Source organism: Pseudomonas sp. WS 5079 (assembly GCF_012985465.1).
Lineage (GTDB): Bacteria > Pseudomonadota > Gammaproteobacteria > Pseudomonadales > Pseudomonadaceae > Aquipseudomonas.
The window spans coordinates 154,280-175,661 of the sequence record NZ_JAAQWN010000008.1; the positions used below are offsets into that span (position 1 = coordinate 154,280).

At 60.0% G+C, this 21,382-nt stretch carries 17 protein-coding genes; 5 read left to right on the plus strand and 12 right to left on the minus strand.

All coding sequences use genetic code 11. The annotated features are described in order from the left end of the window. Positions 1–473: 473 nt before the first annotated feature. The 11 genes from HBO05_RS21465 to mtnA all read right to left on the minus strand — a co-directional run bounded on the left by HBO05_RS21465 (position 474) and on the right by mtnA (position 15,504). Complete coding sequence (locus tag HBO05_RS21465) at positions 474–1,826, minus strand: Wzz/FepE/Etk N-terminal domain-containing protein (protein ID WP_172313993.1); 1,353 nt, start codon at positions 1,824–1,826, stop codon at positions 474–476. A 367-nt stretch (positions 1,827–2,193) separates the two neighbouring features. Continuing rightward, positions 2,194–2,427 carry a lipopolysaccharide assembly protein LapA domain-containing protein gene (locus HBO05_RS21470; protein ID WP_169952744.1) on the minus strand — a complete coding sequence of 78 codons (234 nt, stop codon included), beginning with the start codon at positions 2,425–2,427 and terminating at the stop codon, positions 2,194–2,196. Between the two features lie 25 nt (positions 2,428–2,452). Further along, positions 2,453–2,749 carry an integration host factor subunit beta gene (gene ihfB, locus HBO05_RS21475; RefSeq protein ID WP_169952746.1) on the minus strand — a complete coding sequence of 99 codons (297 nt, stop codon included), beginning with the start codon at positions 2,747–2,749 and terminating at the stop codon, positions 2,453–2,455. A 329-nt stretch (positions 2,750–3,078) separates the two neighbouring features. Then, a complete protein-coding gene (gene rpsA, locus HBO05_RS21480; RefSeq protein WP_029298694.1) occupies positions 3,079–4,773 on the minus strand; it encodes a 30S ribosomal protein S1 in 1,695 nt (564 codons plus the stop codon). A gap of 121 nt (positions 4,774–4,894) precedes the next feature. Beyond that, positions 4,895–5,584, minus strand: coding sequence for a (d)CMP kinase (gene cmk / locus HBO05_RS21485; RefSeq protein WP_032863151.1), 690 nt, complete (start codon positions 5,582–5,584; stop codon positions 4,895–4,897). Beyond that, positions 5,581–7,791 (minus strand): bifunctional prephenate dehydrogenase/3-phosphoshikimate 1-carboxyvinyltransferase, encoded by a 2,211-nt coding sequence (locus HBO05_RS21490; RefSeq protein ID WP_172314071.1) that lies wholly within the window; start codon positions 7,789–7,791, stop codon positions 5,581–5,583. Before HBO05_RS21490 ends, cmk begins: the two co-directional genes overlap by 4 nt. A 28-nt stretch (positions 7,792–7,819) precedes the next feature. Next, on the minus strand, positions 7,820–8,932 hold the full coding sequence (gene hisC / locus HBO05_RS21495) for a histidinol-phosphate transaminase (protein WP_172313995.1): 1,113 nt from the start codon (positions 8,930–8,932) through the stop codon (positions 7,820–7,822). Positions 8,933–8,941: 9 nt separating this feature from the next. Then, positions 8,942–10,036 carry a prephenate dehydratase gene (pheA, locus tag HBO05_RS21500; RefSeq protein WP_025113086.1) on the minus strand — a complete coding sequence of 365 codons (1,095 nt, stop codon included), beginning with the start codon at positions 10,034–10,036 and terminating at the stop codon, positions 8,942–8,944. Continuing rightward, entirely contained in the window at positions 10,036–11,121 is a 1,086-nt protein-coding gene (gene serC, locus HBO05_RS21505; protein ID WP_169952750.1) for a 3-phosphoserine/phosphohydroxythreonine transaminase, read from the minus strand. The genes pheA and serC overlap by 1 nt, the downstream gene beginning before the upstream one ends. Positions 11,122–11,348: 227 nt before the next feature. Next, on the minus strand, positions 11,349–14,003 hold the full coding sequence (gene gyrA, locus HBO05_RS21510) for a DNA gyrase subunit A (RefSeq protein WP_029298707.1): 2,655 nt from the start codon (positions 14,001–14,003) through the stop codon (positions 11,349–11,351). Positions 14,004–14,427: 424 nt separating this feature from the next. Then, positions 14,428–15,504, minus strand: coding sequence for an S-methyl-5-thioribose-1-phosphate isomerase (mtnA, locus tag HBO05_RS21515; protein WP_172313997.1), 1,077 nt, complete (start codon positions 15,502–15,504; stop codon positions 14,428–14,430). A gap of 109 nt (positions 15,505–15,613) precedes the next feature. Here mtnA and HBO05_RS21520 point away from each other — a divergent pair, with 109 nt between their 5' ends. The 5 genes from HBO05_RS21520 (at position 15,614) to HBO05_RS21540 (ending at position 20,546) form a co-directional block, all read left to right on the plus strand. Further along, positions 15,614–16,945, plus strand: coding sequence for a TRZ/ATZ family hydrolase (locus HBO05_RS21520; RefSeq protein WP_172313999.1), 1,332 nt, complete (start codon positions 15,614–15,616; stop codon positions 16,943–16,945). Positions 16,946–17,008: 63 nt separating this feature from the next. Then, positions 17,009–17,707 carry a bifunctional 2-polyprenyl-6-hydroxyphenol methylase/3-demethylubiquinol 3-O-methyltransferase UbiG gene (ubiG, locus tag HBO05_RS21525; RefSeq protein WP_003172645.1) on the plus strand — a complete coding sequence of 233 codons (699 nt, stop codon included), beginning with the start codon at positions 17,009–17,011 and terminating at the stop codon, positions 17,705–17,707. 4 nt (positions 17,708–17,711) lie between these two features. Then, the gene (gene mupP / locus HBO05_RS21530) at positions 17,712–18,383 is read left to right on the plus strand and encodes an N-acetylmuramic acid 6-phosphate phosphatase MupP (protein WP_169952756.1); all 672 of its coding nucleotides are present in this window, start codon (positions 17,712–17,714) and stop codon (positions 18,381–18,383) included. 137 nt (positions 18,384–18,520) lie between these two features. Next, positions 18,521–19,261 carry a YciK family oxidoreductase gene (locus HBO05_RS21535; protein WP_032863166.1) on the plus strand — a complete coding sequence of 247 codons (741 nt, stop codon included), beginning with the start codon at positions 18,521–18,523 and terminating at the stop codon, positions 19,259–19,261. Between the two features lie 358 nt (positions 19,262–19,619). Next, on the plus strand, positions 19,620–20,546 hold the full coding sequence (locus HBO05_RS21540; protein ID WP_169952758.1) for a GGDEF domain-containing protein: 927 nt from the start codon (positions 19,620–19,622) through the stop codon (positions 20,544–20,546). A gap of 22 nt (positions 20,547–20,568) precedes the next feature. Here the strand turns inward: HBO05_RS21540 and HBO05_RS21545 are convergent, their stop codons facing one another. Then, entirely contained in the window at positions 20,569–21,360 is a 792-nt protein-coding gene (locus HBO05_RS21545; RefSeq protein WP_169952760.1) for an iron-containing redox enzyme family protein, read from the minus strand. Between the last annotated feature and the right edge of the window lie 22 nt (positions 21,361–21,382).

The following is a 21,382-nucleotide window of genomic DNA, read 5'->3' on the forward strand; positions in this document are numbered from 1 at the left end:
AAAACTTCCTTAAATATCTGCATTACACCAGGCCAACACGCAGGTTGACGGGTGAAAAATAGCGCGTAGCTTCTCGGTATTGAGCCACAATTTCAATGCCTGCGGCCGGCAATCCGAAATCGCCAATATGAAAATTTATTCTTTTCTGGGCAGAGCCCTCACCTGCTCCAGCCTCCTGCGCAACGCAGACAACTGTCTACGCCGGTAAATCACCGCCCAGGCCAGGTAGATCGACTTGCGTGATTATGAGCCATCCGCCGCAGGTCGCCGCCGTTTTTTTACATGAAATAACCCGACAAGCAGGAAGACCGACCCACAAACGCCAGTCACACCGGCCGGCTCCAGGCCTCACACAAGACCTGAAGCCGAGAAACCCTTAACCGGTGCGCTATAGACAACAAGTTGCGAGCTAGTTTCCAAATGAAATCAAATCTCGCACTGGCCGGGGAGCACAGTGCAGATTGCGCTGATACCTATTGCGGCCTGTTCAAACCTGTATCGCTACCCACCATGGTCGGTGAGCCCGGTTGCACGGACAACATTACCGACTGGGGCTGAGGCTGGCGGGTTTTGACGAGATGACGAACTACCGCAATGAAGGCCCCGACAAAGCCACCCAAGACCAGGCCAAGCAGGATAATCAAGGCCTTCTGAGGCTTGACCGGGCGCAAAGGTTCCAGCGCCTGCTTATCGATAGTTACCAGCTTCAGCCGGCTCATATCAATGCTTAAGTTACGCAATCGAGCCACTTCGGCGCGCACCGGCTGAACACCGGCCAGGAATAGATCCTCGTTTTCACGACGATTCAGCACTTCAATCTCGCGGTTTGACTGGAGCAATTGAAGCTCCCTGGCAATCTGCGCGATACGACCCTCAGTAAAATCATCAGACTTACGCTGCATCAACGCATTGCGTTCAGCCTCGAGCGCCTCGACGCCCATGAAGTACAGAGGGATTTGCTGATTGTTTATTTCGGTACGCATCACACTTGATGAGCCATTACGGTCTGACTCACCCAGAGCGGAAGGCGTGCTGGGTTTTCTGATTCCCAGGGACTTGGCGATTCCGATGGCCTCGTTCAACTGCGCCACTCGGTCAGTGCGCCCAGTCTTCAGCTGTGCTCGCAACGCTTTGAGTTCATCCTGCAACTGCGCACGTCGCAGGCTGTCCGTTTCTCGCAGCGATGCTATCCGCGCCTCTTTATCAACCTCGTAGCTGGAACGGGCGGCATCAATCTTGCCCTTGAGCTCGTTCAACCGGTTTTTTACGATGACGTCCAGATCCGCCGCAATCTGCTCACGCTCCGTTGCAATCGCGTAATCGATGAAGCCATTGAGTATGGCGACGCCATCCACGCCTTTCGGATAACTCATCTCAAGCTTGATATAGGCACTGAGGGAGTTGGCTTTTTTGGGGTCGGGCAGACTGAGTTCGATAGAGTTGCGGTTGAACTCTTCGAAACTCTGCTCCAAGGTCCTGCCAGGCTGCTCAAAGGCCTTGAACAGCTTCTGGTTTGAACGGAAAAACCCCAAGCGGGTATCGTAGGACTCCAGAGATGCGCCCACTCTGACCAGGGCATCACCAGGAGGTAGTGCATAAATCTCTGAGCGATTCAAAGCATCCAGCTCATTGATTGCGGCCGGACGCAGCACACTGCTGACTTCGTACTGAGGAGGCGTGAGGAACGCATAGATAGCAGCAATCAGCCCGGCACCTGCGGTAGCGGCCATAACTAACTTTTTCTGCTTCCAGATAGCCTGAAAAAGCACAACGAGATCAATCTCGCCGGACGAAGGAATCGGGGGCGCGCGGAAGCTACTACTCACAACAAAAACCTGCCTTCAAAGAGAAACTGCGGGCTCGTTATGCAGACGATCTTGTGGTTTTTTTGTATTTATAAGGGTCGGCCAAAAAGCCCAGCGTCGCTGCCAGGCCCTAGACACACAAAATGACTGGAATCGAGAACAGGTTGCATTTTGCCATCTATCGATAACATTGCAAGACTTGACATGACTGTAAGGCAATTCCTATTTATTGCAGAGTTGTCAGGGAAAACACGTCAGAGGAGCCCTAAAGCCACTATTTCCTGAGGACAGAGAAGCGTTAACGCAGTCTAGTCGTAGTAGCAAAGCCCCACTGCATAGCTTGAACCCGCAATACAGGCGACAAACGGTCTACGCTGTCAGATTGACCCTACAACACGGGTTTAGGGTGCCTCTTGCGCCGCATCAGCAGACTCAAGAGCGGCCCCACCAACATCCCGACAATCAACGCCAACGTCACAAACACCGAGACCGGCAGTTGTGGTGTAGACCACCCCAAAAACGCCAGGCTGACGTCTTGCTGGTTTTCCAGCACGAATGCCAGGATCGCCAAGGCAGCGATCAGCACAATCAGTACCAGGGCGACGCGCTTTACACCGCGCATAAACTTCTCCTATCCCCAAAAAAACTCAGACGCTTTCGTCTTCGTCTTCGTTCACTCGATCCCGTAATTCCTTGCCCGGCTTGAAATGGGGCACGAATTTGCCGTCGAGGCTGACGGATTGGCCGGTTTTCGGGTTGCGACCCACGCGCGGGGCACGGTAGTGCAGCGAGAAGCTACCAAAGCCGCGGATCTCGATTCGATCACCAGTGGCCAGGCACTGGGACATTTGCTCAAGCATGGTCTTGATGGCCAACTCCACATCCTTGGATGAGAGCAGCCCTTGATGGGTGACAATTCGTTCGATCAACTCCGACTTCGTCATATTTTTCCCTTCTTTTTCAAGCAGCTAGGAAAAGCGCTCCGAAGGTTTTAGCATGACCAGATGAATTTGAACAGCCTGTGGCTTGACTTATCTTGCGCAAATTCTGACGACACCCACCAGACCAAGGATAAGAGCGGGACGAGCCCAGGAAAGCGCAGGAGACGCTTCCCGGAAAAAGCGCTGGAAGTGACTGGATAACAAGATCACCTCCCGCAGACAGCCCCAGGGGCGATCACACCACATCAGCCGCTCTGTCCTACTGTAAAAACCAAATCCCAGGCACAAAAAAGGGCGACCGAAGCCGCCCTTTTTCTATGGTCTAACAGAACTTAGTTCTGTTTTTCCATTTGTGCACGCAACAGGTCGCCCAGAGTGGTCGGACCCGAAGCAATGTCAGAGGTCGCTGGCTTATCGCGCAGGCTCTGGATTGCTTCTTTCTCTTCGATCTCGTCCTTGGACTTGATGGAGAGTTGGATCACGCGGCTCTTGCGGTCAACGCTGATGATCTTGGCTTCTACTTCCTGGCCTTCTTTCAGAACGTTACGCGCGTCTTCAACGCGATCACGGCTGATTTCGGAGGCTTTCAGAGTCGCTTCGATATCGTCACCCAAAGTGATGATGGCGCCTTTAGCGTCAACTTCCTTCACGATGCCTTTAACGATTGCACCCTTGTCGTTCTCTTGAACGTACTCGGAGAACGGATCGCTTTCCAGTTGCTTGATACCCAGGGAGATGCGCTCGCGCTCTGGGTCAACCGACAGGATAACGGTGTCCAGCTCGTCGCCCTTCTTGAAACGACGAACAGCTTCTTCGCCAACTTCGTTCCAGGAGATGTCGGACAGGTGAACCAGGCCGTCGATGCCGCCGTCCAGACCAATGAAGATACCGAAATCGGTGATCGACTTGATGGTGCCGGAGATTTTATCGCCCTTGTTGAACTGGCCAGAGAAATCTTCCCATGGGTTAGATTTGCACTGCTTAATGCCCAGGGAGATACGACGACGCTCTTCGTCGATGTCCAGAACCATAACTTCCACTTCGTCGCCGACTTGTACGACTTTCGAAGGGTGGATGTTCTTGTTGGTCCAGTCCATTTCGGAAACGTGTACCAGGCCTTCCACGCCTTCTTCCAGCTCTGCGAAGCAGCCGTAGTCGGTCAGGTTGGTAACACGCGCGGTAACGCGAGTGCTTTCTGGGTAACGGGCTTTGATAGCAACCCATGGATCTTCACCCAGTTGCTTCAGGCCCAGGGAAACACGGTTGCGCTCGCGATCGTATTTCAGAACCTTGACATCGATCTCGTCGCCAACGTTGACGATTTCGGAAGGATGCTTGATACGCTTCCAAGCCATGTCGGTAATGTGCAGCAGGCCATCGACGCCACCCAGATCGACGAATGCGCCGTAATCGGTGAGGTTCTTGACGATACCTTTGACTTGTTGGCCTTCCTGCAGGGATTCCAGCAGAGCTTCACGCTCGGCGGAGTTCTCTGCTTCCAGGACGCTGCGACGGGAAACGACAACGTTGTTGCGCTTCTGGTCGAGCTTGATGACCTTGAATTCGAGCTCTTTGCCTTCCAGGTGCGTGGTGTCGCGCACTGGACGAACGTCGACCAAAGAACCTGGCAGGAACGCACGGATGCCGTTAACGTCGACAGTGAAGCCGCCTTTAACCTTACCGTTGATAACGCCCTTGACCACTTCTTCAGCTGCGAAGGCTGCTTCCAGAACAATCCAGCATTCAGCGCGCTTGGCTTTTTCACGGGAGAGCTTGGTTTCACCGAAGCCGTCTTCAACCGAGTCCAGAGCAACGTGAACTTCGTCACCGACATTGATAGTCAGGTCGCCAGCGTCGTTGTAGAACTGCTCAAGCGGGATGAGTGCTTCAGACTTCAGACCAGCGTGAACGGTTACCCAGCGAGCTTGGTAATCGATATCAACGATAACACCGGTGATGATGGAGCCAGCCTGAAGGTTCAGGGTTTTTAGGCTTTCTTCAAAGAGTTCCGCAAAGCTTTCGCTCATTTTAATTCCTGTTGATAAGGGCGAAGAATACGCCCATCTGCCACACCCCAGACGGTGTGGGTTACGTTCATATAAGAGAAGAAGCGCAGGTCTAGGACTGGTCCCCTGCACTTCCTCTGAGTCATCCGGCGATATCGCGCAGTGCGATTTCACTCAAGATGCGTTCCAACACCTGCTCGATGGACAATTCCGTGGAATCCAGCTGTATGGCGTCAGCCGCCGGTTTAAGCGGGGCTACCGCACGCTGGGTGTCGCGCTCATCGCGCGCACGAATCTCATCTAGCAGACTCGACAGACTAACACCATCCACCTTGCCCTTCAACTGCAAGTAACGGCGGCGCGCCCGCTCCTCGGCACTGGCCGTCAGGAAAATCTTCAGCGGCGCCTCGGGGAACACCACGGTGCCCATGTCGCGGCCATCGGCTACCAGGCCCGGCGGCTCTTGAAACGCCCGCTGGCGCTGGAGCAAGGCATCGCGCACCGCCGGCAATGCGGCGACCTGCGACGCCCAGGAGCCGACCTGCTCGTTGCGCAGGTCATCCGTTACATCATCCCCTTCCAGGATAATGCGCAGCGAGTGGCCTTCGGTCGCGCCGACGAACTGCACGTCAAGGTGCGCCGCCAACAACACCAACGACTCTTCATTGGTCAAGTCGACACCATGGTTACGCGCAGCGAAAGCCAGCAGGCGATACAGCGCCCCGGAATCCAGCAGGCACCAACCCAGGCGCTTGGCCAGCAGGCCCGCGACAGTGCCTTTGCCAGAGCCGCTTGGGCCGTCGATGGTAATCACCGGTGCTTTGATATTCACAATTGAGCCTCTTGGGCTACACGCATGCCTACTTGGGCAGACAGTGTAAGAAAATTCGGAAAAGATGTAGCTACGCTGGCACAGTCATGGATACGAATCGGCGCAGTGGCACGCAGGGCCGCGACGCTGAACGCCATGGCGATCCGATGATCACCGTGGGCATGCACCTCGCCACCAGCCAAGCCGCCACCATCAATGATAATCCCATCAGGGGTCGGCACACACTTCACACCCAGCGCCAGCAGACCGTCGGCCATCACCTGGATACGGTCGGACTCCTTGACCCGCAACTCCTCGGCACCCCGCAATACCGTGCGCCCTTCGGCACAGGCGGCGGCGACAAACAGCACCGGGAACTCGTCGATAGCCAAGGGCACCAGCGCCTCGGGAATCTCGATCCCCTTGAGCGGTGCCGCGCGTACACGCAGGTCTGCAACCGGCTCGCCACCCACTTCACGCGGGTTTTCCAGGGCGATATCAGCACCCATCAGGCGCAGGATATCGATCACCCCGGTGCGGGTCGGATTGACGCCCACATGCTCCAGCAACAACTCGGAACCCTCGGCGATCGAGGCGGCCACCAGGAAGAAGGCCGAGGAAGAGATATCACCCGGCACCTCGATACGCGTGGCGACCAATGCATGACCCGACTCTACCGCCGCCGTCGCACCATTGACCTGCACCGGACAGCCAAAACCGCGCAGCATTCGCTCGGTATGGTCACGGGTAGGCGCAGGCTCGGTCACTGCTGTCCGGCCCTCGGCATACAGCCCGGCCAGCAACAGGCTGGACTTGACCTGGGCACTGGCCATCGGCAGCGTGTAACTCATACCCTTGAGCACTTGCCCGCCACGAATGGTCAGGGGCGGCCGCCCCTCCGGCCCGGTCTCTATCACTGCACCCATTTCTCGCAACGGTTTGGCCACGCGACTCATCGGCCGCTTGGACAGCGAAGCATCACCGGTCAGGACACTGTCAAAACCCTGCGCCGCCAATAAACCGGACAACAGACGCATGGAAGTACCCGAGTTACCGAGATAAATCGGCCCTGGCGCTGGTTTCAAGCCGTGCAGGCCAACGCCATGGATAGTCACCCGACCATGGTGCGGACCTTCGATCACCACGCCCATGTCGCGGAATGCCTGCAGGGTCGCCAGGGCATCTTCACCCTCGAGAAACCCTTCGACTTCGGTAACCCCGTCCGCCAGCGACCCGAGCATGATCGAGCGATGGGAAATCGACTTATCCCCCGGCACCCGGAGCTTGCCCTTCAGTTGCCCACCCGGGCTGGCGACAAACACTACATCGTCAGCGGTGGCGGCCGCATCCATATAGGCCCGGCGCGCCAGGATCTTACTGAAATGCTCGCGCGCTACCCGCGCACGGGTGAAGACGCCCAGCAACTGATGGCCATCCCCCGCATCAACCGCGTCGCGCAAGGCATCCAAGTCACTGCGAAAGGTGTCCAGGGTCCGCAGCACAGCCTCGCGATTGGCGAGAAAAATGTCGTGCCACATCACCGGGTCGCTACCGGCAATCCGCGTGAAATCGCGAAAGCCACCGGCGGCGTAACGGAAAATCTCCAGGTTTTCGTTGCGCTTGGCCAGGGAGTCGACCAGGCCAAAGGCCAGCAGATGCGGCAAATGGCTGGTCGCCGCCAGCACTTCGTCATGGCGCTCGACCTGCATATGCTCGACATCCGCCCCCAGCTCGCGCCACAACCGGTCCACCACGGCCAAGGCTGCCGGGTCGGTTTCCGCCAGCGGCGTGAGGATCACCTTGTGTCGACGGAACAGCTGGGAATTGGACGCCTCCACCCCACTCTGCTCGGAGCCGGCAATCGGGTGCCCTGGCACGAAGCGCGGCGGCATGCCGCCAAACGCCTGGCGCGCCGCACGCACCACATTGCCCTTGGCGCTGCCGACATCCGTGAGAATCGCCTGGCCCAGGTCCATGCCGGCCAACAGCGCCAGCAGTTTTTCCATGGCCAGGATCGGCACCGCCAACTGGATGACATCGGCGCCCTCGCAGGCAACAGCCAAGTCCGCCTCACAGCGGTCCACCACGCCCAGCTCAACCGCCAGCTGGCGCGAATGCGGGTCAAGATCCACACCGACCACTTCGCCACACAGGCCGCTTTCCCGCAGGCCCTTGGCAAAGGAGCCGCCAATCAATCCCAGACCGACCACCACCAGGCGGCCGATCACAGGCACAACAGGTTGCATTGCAATCACATCAACCACGGGCCAGAACCTTGGCCAGCGCCTCAAGGAAGCGACTGTTTTCAGCCGGCAAACCGATGGTGATGCGCAAGTGGTTCGGCATGCCGTAATTGGCCACCGGACGCACGATCACGCCTTCGCGCAGCAAACCCTGGAAGACCGGGGCCGCCTCTTGGGCGAGATCCACGCAAATAAAGTTGCCCTTGGACGCAATCCAGCCCAGGCCCAGTTCGCGGAAGCCTTGCTGCAGCTGCTGCATGCCGCTCTCGTTGATCCGTCGCCCTTCTTCCAGGTACTCGGCATCCTTGAGCGCCGCACAGGCCGCCGCCAGCGCCAGACTGTTGACGTTGAACGGCTGGCGCACGCGGTTCAGCACATCCGCGACGACGGCTGTGGATAACCCGTAGCCGACCCGCAGCGACGCCAGGCCATAGGCCTTGGAGAAAGTGCGTGAGACCAGCAGGTTCGGATAGGCCGCGAGGAAATCCAGGCCGTCGGGCAAGTCGCCACCTTCGGCGTATTCGATGTAGGCCTCGTCCAGCACCACCAGCACGTGCCCAGGCACATCCTGCAGGAACTCGTTCAGCGCATCGGCACCGAACCAGGTACCGGTCGGGTTGTTCGGGTTGGCGATAAACACCACGCGGGTCTGGGCATCGATGGCCGCCAGCATGGCCGGCAGGTCATGCCCCCAGTCCCTGGCCGCAATCACCCGCGCCTCGGCACCGACGGCCTGGGTGACAATCGGATACACCGCAAACGCGTGCTCACTGAACACCGCGTTCAGGCCAGGCGCCAGGTAGGCACGCGCCACCAGCTCCAGGATGTCGTTGGAACCATTGCCCAGGGTGACCTGGCTCAACTCGACCCGGCAGCGCTCGGCCAACAGGGACTTGAGGACAAAGCCGTTGCCGTCGGGGTAACGGGTCAGCTCCGCCAACTCTTCACGGATCGCCGCCAGCACCTTGGGACTTGGGCCCAGGGGGTTTTCATTGCTCGCCAGCTTGACGATCTTCGCCGGATCCAGATTCAACTCGCGCGCCAACTCGTCCACAGGCTTGCCTGGAACGTAAGGCGACAGTTGTTGCACGCCCGGCTGTGCCAGGGCGAGGAAGTTGCCACTCATGTCAAAGCCTCACAAAACCGCTTTCGGGTAGGAGCCCAGCACCTTGAGTGCCACGGCTTCCTGACTGATTTTCTCCAGCACACTCTTGACCAGCGGATCACGGTGGTGGCCGACGAAGTCGATAAAGAACACATAGGTCCATTTACCGCTGCGCGAAGGACGCGTCTCGATGCGTGTCAGGTCTATCCCGTTGTCGTGGAACGGCACCAGCAGTTCATGCAGCGCACCCGGCTTGTTGCTCATGGAGACAATGATCGAGGTCTTGTCGTCGCCGGTCGGCGGTACTTCCTGGTTGCCGATCATCAAAAAGCGCGTGGAGTTATCCGGGCGATCCTCGATTTTCTCGGCCAGGCGCGTCAGACCGTACAGGCCCGCCGCCATATCCCCGGCAATCGCCGCCGAATTCCACTCACCCTTGACCCGCTTGGCCGCCTCGGCGTTGCTGGACACCGCCACACGCTCGACATTCGGGTAATGGGCATCCAGCCACTTGCGGCACTGGGCCAGGGACTGGGCGTGGGAGTAAATGCGGCTGATGCTGTCGGTCTTGGTGTTTTCACCCACCAGCAAGTGGTGGTGGATGCGCAGCTCGACTTCGCCACAGATCACCATGTCGTGCTCAAGGAAGCTGTCGAGGGTGTGGTTGACCGCGCCTTCGGTGGAGTTTTCCACCGGCACCACGCCAAAATTCACCGCACCGGCCGCCACTTCGCGGAACACTTCGTCGATGGCTGCCATCGGCTTGCTGATCACCGCATGGCCGAAATGCTTCATCGCCGCCGCCTGGGTGAAGGTCCCCTCGGGGCCGAGGTAAGCCACTTTCAATGGCTGCTCGAGAGCCAGGCACGAAGACATGATCTCGCGGAACAACCGCGCCATCTCTTCATTGCCCAGCGGCCCCTGGTTACGCTCCATCACCCGCTTGAGCACCTGGGCTTCGCGCTCCGGACGGTAGAACACCGGCACTTCACCTTCAGCCAGGGAGGCCATCTTGACCCGCGCCACTTCCTGGGCACACCGCGCGCGCTCGCTGATCAGCTCCAGGACTTTGGTGTCCAGGGCGTCAATGCGCACACGCAGGGCCTTGAGTTCTTGCTCAGACATTAGCCGTGTTCCTTCTCGAACTCTGCCATGTAGGCTACCAGCGCCTTGATGGCATTGATGTCGACTGCGTTGTAGATCGAGGCGCGCATGCCGCCTACCGAACGATGGCCCTTGAGGTTCAGCAGGCCACGCTCGTCGGCGCCGGCCAGAAATGGCTTGTCCAGGCGGTCATCGGCCAGGCGGAACGGCACGTTCATCCACGAGCGGTCGCTCAGGTTGATCGGGTTGCTGTACAGGCCGCTGGCGTCGATGAAGTCGTACAGGGTGCGCTTCTTCTCTTCGTTGAGCTTGCCCATGGCGGCCACGCCGCCCTGCTCTTTCAGCCACTCGAACACCAGGCCCGACAGATACCAGGCAAAGGCCGGCGGGGTGTTGTACATCGAGCCGTTGTCGGCCGCGACTTTGTAGTTGAGCATGGTCGGGCACACCGAACGGGCACGGCCGAGCAGGTCTTCACGGATGATATTGACCAGGATGCCGCTGGGGCCAATGTTCTTCTGTGCGCCGGCGTAGATCATGCCGTAGCGCGACACATCCATCGGGCGCGAGAGAATGTCCGAGGACATGTCGCACACCAACGGGACGTCACCGACTTCAGGCACCCAGTCGAACTCCAGGCCGCCGATGGTTTCGTTCTGCACGTAGTGAACGTAGGACGCGTCCTTGGATAGCTTCCACTCGTTCTGACCCGGGATAGCGAAATAATCGTAGGGCTTGGCAGTACCGGCCACATTGATATTGCCGTAGCGCGAGGCTTCTTCAATGGCTTTTTGCGACCAGATACCGGTATCGATATAGTCGGCAGTGCCGTCTTCCGGCAGCAGGTTCAGCGGCAATTGGGCAAATTGCTGGCTGGCGCCACCTTGCAGGAACAACACCTTGTAGTCCGACGGGATATCCAGCAGGTCACGCAGATCCTGCTCGGCCTTGGTGGCAATGGACACAAACTCATCGCTGCGATGGCTCATTTCCATGACCGAGAGGCCTTTGCCATGCCAGTCGAGGAGTTCACCCTGCGCGCGCTGCAGGACTGCTTCAGGAAGTGCCGCGGGACCAGCACAGAAGTTATAGGCTCTCTTGCTCACATCCAATCTCGCTCTGATCTGGTGGTCACATAATTCGTGTTCGACATATAACCCCATGTGGGAGCGGGCTTGCTCGCGAAGGCGGAGTCTCAGCGAGCACATGTGTTGACTGACACGCCGCCTTCGCGAGCAAGCCCGCTCCCACAGGGGAATGCGCAGTATCGCAAATTTTCAAAAGGGACAAATAACAAGGGGGCGAATCTTCATCCGCCCCCTTGGTTGTCCGCTTATTCCTGCGGTTCTTCCTCGTCTGCGGCAGCATCGAGGGTTGGCTCGTCGACGCTGTCATCGCCGGCTGCGATCACCTCGCCATCGAATTCCTCGCCTTCCAGCTCCTCGCCTTCGACTTCCGATGGCTCCTGGACACGCTCCAGACCCACCAGGGTCTCGTCGCTGGCCAGCTTGATCAAGGTCACGCCCTGGGTGTTACGGCCCAGGCTCGACACTTCATCAACCCGGGTACGCACCAGGGTGCCCTGGTCGGAAATCAGCATGATTTCCTCGCCATCCAGCACCTGCACCGCGCCGACCAGACGGCCGTTGCGATCGTTGCTGACCATAGCGATAACGCCCTGGCCGCCACGCTTGTACTCGGGGAACTCGCTGATGGCGGTGCGCTTGCCATAACCACGAGCCGAAGCGGTAAGGATCTGGCTGCCTTCTTCCGGGATCAGCATGGAAATCAGCTTCTGCCCTTCCGGCAGGCGCATGCCGCGCACACCACGGGCGGTACGACCCATGGCACGTACGTCGGATTCCTTGAAGCGCGTCACCTTGCCACCGTCGGAGAACAGCATGACTTCGCGCTCGCCATCGGTAATGGCGGCGGAAATCAGTACGTCGCCCTCGTCCAGCTCCAGGGCGATCAGGCCCACGCTGCGCTGGCGGCTGAAGGATTCCAGCGGGGTCTTCTTCACGGTGCCTTTGGCGGTGGCCATGAAGATGAAGTGACCCTCGGTGTATTCCTCGACCGGCAGCATGGTGGTGATGTATTCGTCGGTGTCCAGCGGCAACAGGTTGACCAGCGGACGACCACGGGCAGCGCGGGACGCTTCCGGGATCTCGTAGGTCTTGAGCCAGTACACCTTGCCTTTGCTGGAGAACAGCAGCAGCGTGGTGTGGCTGTTGGCTACCAGCAGGTGAGCGATGTAGTCCTCATCCTTGACGCCAGTCGCCGACTTGCCTTTACCACCACGACGCTGGGCCTGGTACGCAGCCAAAGGCTGGGTCTTGGCGTAGCCGCCGTGGGAAATGGTCACCACGCGCTCTTCTTCCGGGATCATGTCACCCAGGGTCAGGTCCAGGCGTGCATCGAGAATTTCGGTGCGGCGCACGTCGCCGTATTCGGCGCGGATCACTTCCAGTTCTTCGCGGATCACTTCCATCAGGCGCACGGCGCTATTGAGGATGCGGATCAGCTCGCCGATCTGGTTGAGGATCTCCTGGTACTCGGCCAGCAGCTTCTCGTGCTCCAGACCGGTCAGGCGGTGCAGGCGCAGTTCCAGGATGGCCTGGGCCTGTTCCGGCGACAGGAAGTACTTGCCATCGCGCAGGCCGTATTGCGGATCCAGGGTCTCCGGACGGCACGAATCGGCACCGGCACGTTCAACCATCGCCACGACGGCGCTGGATTCCCACGGCATCTTGATCAGTGCTTCCTTGGCTTCCGACGGGGTCGGCGAGGCCTTGATCAGGGCGATGACCGGGTCGATGTTCGACAGCGCAACCGCCTGGCCTTCCAGGATGTGCCCACGTTCACGGGCCTTGCGCAGCTCGAATACGGTACGGCGGGTCACCACTTCGCGACGGTGACGGACGAAGGCTTCCAGCAGATCCTTGAGGTTCAGGATGCGCGGGCGACCGTCGATCAAGGCCACGACGTTGATACCAAACACGCTTTGCAGCTGGGTCTGGGCGTAGAGGTTGTTGAGGATCACCTCAGGCACTTCGCCACGACGCAGCTCGATCACCACGCGCATACCGTCTTTGTCGGACTCGTCGCGTAGCTCGGTAATACCTTCGAGTTTCTTCTCTTTAACCAGCTCGGCGATCTTCTCGATCAGACGCGCCTTGTTCAGCTGGTAAGGCAGTTCGGTGATGACGATCTGCTGGCGGCCACCGACCTTGTCGATGTCTTCGATCATCGAGCGCGCGCGCATGTAGATGCGGCCACGACCGGTGCGATAGGCTTCGATGATGCCGGCACGACCATTGATGATCGCGGCGGTCGGGAAGTCCGGGCCGGGGATGTATTGCATCAGCTCATCGACGGTCAGCTCAGGGTTGTCGATGAGGGCCAGGCAACCGTCGATGACTTCACCGAGGTTGTGTGGCGGGATGTTGGTGGCCATGCCCACGGCGATACCGCTGGAGCCGTTGACCAACAGGTTGGGAATACGGGTCGGCATGACCGCCGGGATCATTTCGGTGCCGTCGTAGTTCGGCACCCAGTCCACGGTTTCCTTGTGCAGGTCGGCCAGCAGCTCGTGTGCCAGCTTGGTCATGCGCACTTCGGTGTATCGCATGGCCGCCGCGTTGTCGCCGTCCACCGAACCGAAGTTGCCCTGGCCGTCTACCAGCAGGTAGCGCAGGGAAAACGGCTGGGCCATCCGAACGATGGTGTCGTACACCGCAGTGTCGCCGTGAGGGTGATACTTACCGATCACGTCACCGACAACACGGGCAGATTTCTTGTACGGCTTGTTCCAGTCGTTACCCAGCTCGCTCATCGCGAACAGCACACGCCGGTGCACGGGCTTCAAGCCATCGCGCGCATCAGGCAGTGCCCGCCCGACAATTACGCTCATCGCGTAGTCGAGGTAGGACTGTTTCAGCTCGTCTTCGATATTGACCGGGAGGATTTCTTTGGCCAGTTCGCCCATGAGAAGCCTGATTCCTTTTTCGGGTGAAACCTCGTCACATCCATTTGGGACGAACGAAGCTCGCCGCCGCCGACATGATGCCTGGCAACGACTTACGACAAATCAACGAGTTATGACACGGATCTGCGCATTAAGGGCCGCCCCTTGGGGTGACCCTGGAAACCGCCGAATGGTATCACAATCGCCGCCACGCACCTATCCCCCAGATGCGCATGGAGCGTAGTAAGTTGACCGATGACAGGCTTGAGGGCGACGAGAGGGGCTCAGAGCTGAATCTAGGCTTGGATTTGCCTATGGAACCGAGGGTTTTGTTGGCTTTCGAAGCCCATCGCGGGCAAGCCCACTCCCACAGTTGATTTGCAAATGCATTCAACGTGTGGAACCACGCGTGCCCGAGATTGCAATCTGCCAGATATTACAGCCCTTAATGCAGACGCTTGCGACACATCAACTGGGCCAGCTTGGCCGCGTCCGGCCGCTCGACAATGCCTTTTTCGGTGACGATCACGTCGATCAGGTCCGCCGGCGTGACGTCAAACACCGGGTTAAAGGCTGCGACATCGGCGGCAAACCGCTGCCCGGCGACCTCCAGCAGCTCGCCGGCATCCCGCTCTTCCAGGGCAACGTCATCGCCAGTGGCCATCATCAGGTCCAGCGTAGAGCTGGGGGCCACTACCATGAAGCGCACACCATGGTGCATGGCGCTTACCGCCAGTTGGTAAGTGCCGATCTTGCTGATCACATCGCCATTGGCCGCAATGCAGTCGGCGCCAACAATTACCCAGGTCACGCCTTTGGTCTTGAGGATATGCGCGCCGGCCGAGTCGGCATTCACCGTAACCGGGATGCCCTCGCTCGCCAGCTCCCAGGCAGTCAGCCGCGAGCCTTGCAGCCAGGGGCGGGTTTCGTTGGCATAGACTTGCTCGACCATTCCTTCCAGAAACGCCGCGCGGATCACCCCCAGCGCCGTGCCCACGCCACCGCTAGCCAAGGCCCCGGCATTGCCGTGGGTGAGGATGGCCTGGGCATTGCCCTGGTGTTTGCGGATCAATTCGACGCCCAATTGCGCCATGGTCAGGTTGGCTTCACGGTCGCTTTCATGGATCGCGATAGCTTCGGCCTCCAGCACCGCCAACGGGTCGGCGTGCTTCTTGAGGCGGTCGAGGCGATCGCGCAAGCGCTTGAGGGCCCAGAAGAGGTTTGACGCGGTGGGCCGGGATTCGGCCAGCAGCGCGTAGTCCTCCTCCCATGCAGCCTGCCAGTCACCGCCCTCGGCAATCCGTGCACGGGCGGCCAGCACCAGGCCGTAGGCCGCGCTGATGCCAATGGCCGGCGCGCCGCGCACCACCATCATACGAATGGCTGCGGCCACTTCGTCGACCGACGAGCATATGACCCAGCTTTCCCGGGACGGCAGCGCACGCTGATCGAGCAGGTGCAGTGCGCCATCACGCCAATCGATGGCCCTCACTTTCTCCGCCGCCAACAGTCGATCGCGCATCCCTCACCCCGTACTCATCAACAAAAGCCGCGGATTATAGCGATCCGCCAGCCAGGACGCTCGGGTATACTTCGCCCTCTTTATATGACCGCCCCGGACGATGCCCGCTATGACGCCACCTGCCGCCCCGCTCGACTTACTGCTGCTGCCAAGCTGGCTGGTACCGGTCGAGCCTGCGGGCGTGGTGCTCAAGGCACATGGCCTGGGCATTCGCGATGGCCGCATCGCATTTATCGGCCCGCGCGCCCAGGCGCTGAAGCTGGCAGCCCACGAAGTACGCGAGCTGCCGGGGGTGCTGCTCAGCCCGGGCCTGGTGAATGCCCACGGCCATGCGGCGATGAGTCTGTTTCGCGGCCTGGCCGACGACCTGCCGCTGATGACCTGGCTGCAACACCATATCTGGCCGGCCGAAGCCAAGTGGGTCGATGAAGCCTTCGTGCGCGACGGCACTGACCTGGCGATCGCCGAGCAGATCAAGGGCGGCATCAGTTGCTTCTCAGACATGTACTTCTTCCCCAAGGTCGCCAGCGAACGCGTGCACAACAGCGGTATGCGCGCGCAAATTGCGATGCCGATCCTCGACTTCCCGACCCCCGGCGCCGCCACCGCCGATGAGGCGATCCGCCAGGGCGTGGAGCTGTTTGGCGACCTCAAGCATCACCCACGGATCAAAATCGCCTTTGGCCCCCATGCGCCCTATACCGTCAGCGATGCGAACCTGGAAAAAGTCCGGGTGATCGCCGAGGAGCTGGACGCCGCCATTCATATGCATGTCCACGAGACGGCCTTTGAAGTGCAGCAGTCCATCGAGCAGTATGGCGAACGGCCCCTGGCCCGCCTCGCACGCCTGGGCTTGCTCGGCCCGCGGCTGCAGGCCGTTCATATGACCCAAATCAGCGAAGACGACCTGGCGTTGCTGGTAGAAAGCAACAGCAGCGTGATCCACTGCCCGGAATCCAACCTGAAACTGGCCAGTGGCTTCTGCCCGGTGGAACGTCTGTGGCAGGCCGGCGTCAATGTGGCAGTAGGCACCGACGGCGCGGCAAGCAACAATGACCTCGACCTGCTGGGTGAAACCCGCACCGCCGCGCTGCTGGCCAAGGCCGTTGCTGGCTCGGCCAGCGCCCTGGATGCCCATCGCGCGCTGCGCATGGCCACCCTCAACGGTGCGCGGGCCATGGGCCTGGAAACAGAAATCGGCTCGCTGGAAGTGGGCAAGGCCGCGGATATCGTAGCCTTCGACCTTTCTGGCCTGGCCCAGCAACCGATCTACGATCCGGTCTCGCAGCTTATATATGCCACCGGCCGCGATTGTGTGAAACACCTTTGGGTCGGCGGCAAGCAACTGCTCGACGACCGGCAACTGACCCGCATGGATGAACAGCAACTGAGCGCCACGGCCGCTGCCTGGGGCCGGCGCATCAGCGGACACCCAGAATAACGCCGCCCCCGGATCAGCCTTCCGGGCCAGGCACACCGTTTTATCGGATTTAGAGGACTACCCATGAGTAACGTCGACCACGCCGAAATCGCCAAATTCGAAGCCCTGGCTCACCGCTGGTGGGACCGCGAAAGCGAGTTCAAGCCGCTGCACGACATCAACCCGCTGCGGGTCAACTGGATTGACGAGCGCGTCAACCTGGCCGGCAAGAAGGTCCTCGACGTGGGCTGCGGTGGCGGCATTCTCAGCGAGGCCATGGCCCAGCGCGGCGCGACGGTGATGGGCATCGACATGGGCGAAGCGCCCCTGGCCGTGGCCCAGCTGCATCAGTTGGAGTCGGGCGTGAGCGTGGAGTACCGGCAGATCACCGCCGAAGCCCTGGCCGAGGAAATGCCCGAGCAGTTTGACGTAGTGACCTGCCTGGAGATGCTGGAGCACGTGCCCGACCCATCGTCGGTGATCCGCGCCTGCTTCCGCATGGTCAAGCCCGGCGGCCAGGTGTTCTTCTCCACCATCAACCGCAACCCCAAGGCCTACCTGTTCGCGATCATCGGCGCCGAATACATCATGAAGCTGCTGCCACGCGGCACCCATGACTTCAAGAAGTTCATCCGCCCTTCCGAACTGGGCGCCTGGAGCCGCCAGGCCGGGCTGACCGTCAAGGACATCATCGGCCTGACCTACAACCCACTGACCAAGCACTACAAGCTGGCCAGCGACGTCGACGTCAATTACATGATCCAGACCCTGCGAGAGGAATAAGCCTGTGAAGTTGAAAGCGGTTCTTTTCGACATGGACGGTACGCTGCTCGATACCGCGCCGGACTTTATCGCCATCTGCCAGGCCATGCGCACCGAGCGCGGGCTTGCGCCGATCAACGACCAGCATATCCGCGATGAAATTTCCGGCGGTGCCCGGGCCATGGTCGCCGTGACGTTTTCCATGGACCCGCAGTCCCCAGGCTTTGAAGAGCTGCGCCTGGAGTTCCTCGAACGCTACGTCAAGGGCTGCGCAATCCACAGCAAGTTGTTTGATGGCATGGCCGAACTGCTGGAAGACATCGAGCGTTCCAAGCTGATCTGGGGCGTAGTCACCAACAAGCCCCTGCGCTTTGCCGAGCCGATCATGGAACAACTGGGCCTGGCCCAGCGCTCGGCGCTGCTGATATGCCCGGACCACGTAAAGAACAGCAAGCCCGACCCGGAGCCGCTGATCCTGGCCTGCAAGATGCTTGACCTGGACCCGGCCAGCGTACTGTTCGTGGGCGACGACCTGCGGGATATCGAGTCGGGCCGCGACGCCGGCACCCGTACTGCGGCCGTCACCTACGGCTACATCCACCCTGACGACAACGCCCGCAACTGGGGCGCCGACGTCGTGGTCGATCACCCGCTGGAACTGCGCAAGGTGCTCGATAGCGCACTCTGCAGTTGCTGACACTGAAACACTGAGATCAATGTGGGAGCTGGCTTGCCAGCGATAGCAGTGAATCAGTTGCCGATTTATTGACTGACACTGTGCTATCGCGAGCAAGCCCGCCCCACATTCAGACTGAATTTTTGTTGAGGTCGATTATGTTTGATTACTCCGCACGCCCAGAATTGCTCAAGGACCGGGTCATCCTGGTCACCGGTGCCGGTCGCGGGATTGGTGCAGCGGCGGCCAAGACCTATGCCGCCCACGGTGCCACCGTACTGTTGCTGGGCAAGACCGAAGCCAACCTGGCCCAGGTCTACGATGAAATCGAAGCCGCCGGTCACCCGCAACCGGTGGTGATCCCGTTCAACCTGGAAACCGCCCTGCCCCATCAATACGATGAGCTGGCGGCAATGATTGAAAAAGAATTCGGTCATCTCGACGGGCTGCTGCACAACGCCTCGATCATCGGCCCACGCACCCCGATCGAACAGCTGTCGGGCGAGAATTTCATGCGGGTCATGCATATCAACGTCAACGCCATGTTTATGCTGACCGCCACCCTGCTGCCGCTGCTCAAGCTGTCCCAGGACGCTTCGGTGGTGTTCACCTCCAGCAGCGTCGGGCGCAAGGGCCGGGCCTACTGGGGCGCCTATGGTGTGTCGAAATTCGCCACCGAAGGCCTGATGCAAACCCTGGCCGACGAACTCGACACCGTCGCGGCAGTACGTGCCAACAGCATCAACCCCGGCGCCACCCGCACCAGCATGCGCGCCCAGGCCTATCCAGGGGAAAACCCGGCCAACAACCCGCTGCCGGAAGAGATCATGCCGGTGTACCTGTACCTGATGGGCCCGGATAGCTCGGGGATCAATGGGCAGGCGTTCGACGCGCAATAATCTTCGGACATGACACCACGCCATTGTGGGAGCGGGCTTGCCCGCGATGGCGCAGTGTCGGGCTCAATGGGCCTGCGCCAAATTCCCACCGCTCCCTTTCCTCAATAAATCCCATCCCCTTGTTTTATAAGCACTAAAAACTAATTGCACTAACTGGCACGGTTTTCGCTCCAATATGCTTAAGCAGGCAGCGCGACATCAAGACGTGCGGCATGGGATCAGGGGTTATAACCCCCGGCAAAGCGGACTAGACTGTTACCTAAGTTTTACGGAACTGAAGGAACAGTAAGACGCCCGCCAGTGGCCGCTCCCATCGAGCCTGTAAGACAGCATTCTGTGCTTAGAGGCCTGCCCGTTTATGAAAACACCGACCCAGACCAACGCAATTGACTTCGATAGTGCCAAATTGCAACGCCTGGGCTTTGGCCAGCCTTCCCTTATCGCACGGCGCCCCATCAGCCTCGCGCAACTGCGCCAGCAGCTGAACCTGCAATTGCAGACCAGCCTGGAAGCCGAGCGGATCCTTGGCCTGTTCTTTCGCGAAGTGCAGCGCCTGGTGCCCCTGGACGCCCTGCAATACCGCCATGAAGCCAGCGACCTGCGCCTGGAATATGGCCAGCGCGGCCATCACTCCGTGAGCTATAGCCTCAGCCACCAGGGCGAGCATCTGGGAGAGCTGGTGTTTCGCCGCAACCAGCGTTTCAGCGAAGAAGAACAGGGCAACCTGGAGTCGCTGTTGGCCAGCCTGCTCTACCCGATGCGCAACGCCCTGCTGTATCGCACCGCGACCCGCAGCGCCCTGCGTGACCCGCTGACCGAGACCGGCAACCGCATCGCCATGGACCAGACCCTGGGCCGGGAGATCGAGATGGCCAAGCGGCACCTGCATCCGCTGTCCTTGCTGATGCTCGATATCGATCACTTCAAGCGCATCAACGACAGCCACGGCCACGCCACCGGCGACAAGGTGCTCAAGGCCGTCGCAGCCTCGATCAAGGGCCAGTTGCGCAATGTGGACATGGTGTTTCGGTTTGGCGGGGAAGAGTTCCTGATCCTGCTGTCCAACACCGGGCGCGATGCCGCGGCCATGGTGGGCGAACGCCTGCGCCAGGCAGCACAGGCCCAGGACTACTGGGCGGACACCACGCGTATCGAATTGACGGTGAGCCTGGGTTGCGCGACCTTGCTGGCAGGCGAGTCGGCCGAGAGCCTGCTGCGCCGGGCCGACAATGCCTTGTATGTGGCCAAGCGCGAAGGCCGCAACCGCCTGGCAATGGCGGGGTAAACGCTACCCCGCCCTGCCTGGGTCAGGCTTCGCTGGTCGCCAATACCTGGCGCTCGCGGGTCACTGGGGTTTTCTCCAACTGCATGCAGCGTTCCAGGAACAGGTACATGTAGTCGTAGCTCTTGCACACGGCCTGGCGCAACTCCACTTGCAACGCCTTGCTCGGGTTCATCCCCGCTAGGGTGCAGATGATTTCCAGTGCTTCCCACGGGTGGGCATCATCGTACTGGGCATGCATCTTCAGCCACTTCATGGCGCGCTTGCGATCTTCTTCGGGGAACGCTGCGGCATACACGCCCGTCGAACACACCAGCGCAGACCACTCCCCAGTGGCCCCCTCGATGGCGTAGTTGGTGGCCGCAATCGCGACGATCAACGAGTCGGCCGAACTGGTGTGCCAGCACCAATGACTCAGTGCATGCAACTCGGGCGGTACGTTCTGCGCCTGCAACTCTTCCAGGCCAACACCATGGGCGCGCGCCCAATGCACCCAATAATCGGCATGGTTCAGTTCCACGCGAATATTGCGCATCAACCAACGTCGCGCCATATCCTCGCCGGGGTGACGGGCAAACTTGGTCTTGGTCAGGTTTTGTGCCATGTACAACGCGAACTGTTCCACCACTGGCCAGCCACCAATCAGGTAATGGCGCATGGTCTTGGCACTGAGCTTGTTATCGCGCATGCGCTGGTACAGTTCGTGTTCGACAACTCGGCGCTTGCTCTCGCTACAGTCCTGGATCAGTTGCTGAGCCCAGGCGGGGTAACTTGAGGCTTCCATAAGCGGGCCGGTTCTGCTGAATGTGTCGATCACTGTCGGGCTCCTTTTGATGTGT